At 63.8% G+C, this 436-nt stretch carries 1 protein-coding gene and 1 pseudogene; both read right to left on the bottom strand.

Annotated features, from left to right (window positions below; translation table 11 throughout):
* Window positions 1-219: pseudogene (locus B3849_RS04740) on the bottom strand (saccharopine dehydrogenase); the annotation flags it as partial.
* A partial coding sequence (locus B3849_RS04735; protein WP_286779878.1) for a glutathione S-transferase C-terminal domain-containing protein occupies window positions 216-436 on the bottom strand: 221 nt, incomplete at its 5' end. The gene B3849_RS04735 and the pseudogene B3849_RS04740, both read right to left, overlap by 4 nt.

Here is a 436-nt window from a genome sequence, read left to right as displayed (position 1 = left end):
GCTGATCGCATCGGCGGGCGCGTCGGGCCAGCTGTTCTGTAGGGCGATGGTGCAGCCCGTGGCCGCATAGGCATCGGTCGCGATCACGCGGCTGTCCGAGGCTTCGACGGTGACGCGAAACCCCTGCGCCATCAACGCGGTAACCCCTTCGGGTGTGATGCCGACGCGGGTTTCATTGTCGCGCTGTTCGGCGCGGACCCATAGATGTGGTGCGGTCATAGCATCCCCTTGTCTTTCACCGCTGCCACGCTGGCGCGGGCGGTCATCTGCTGCATGAATGTCGTGATCTTGGGGTAGGCCGCCGTATCCACGCCGTCGCCCTCAAGCCAGTTGCACACGACGAACAGGTAGGGATCGGCTAGGCTGAAATCCTCGCCCAACACATAGGGCCCGCGCAGGATATCGCTTTCGACAAAATCGGCACAGGCGGCCATGG

Source organism: Sulfitobacter sp. UBA4523, assembly GCF_002388305.1.
GTDB lineage: Bacteria > Pseudomonadota > Alphaproteobacteria > Rhodobacterales > Rhodobacteraceae > Sulfitobacter > Sulfitobacter pontiacus.
Note: the sequence above shows the minus strand (reverse complement) of the source record. Positions and strands in the feature narration are given on the sequence as shown.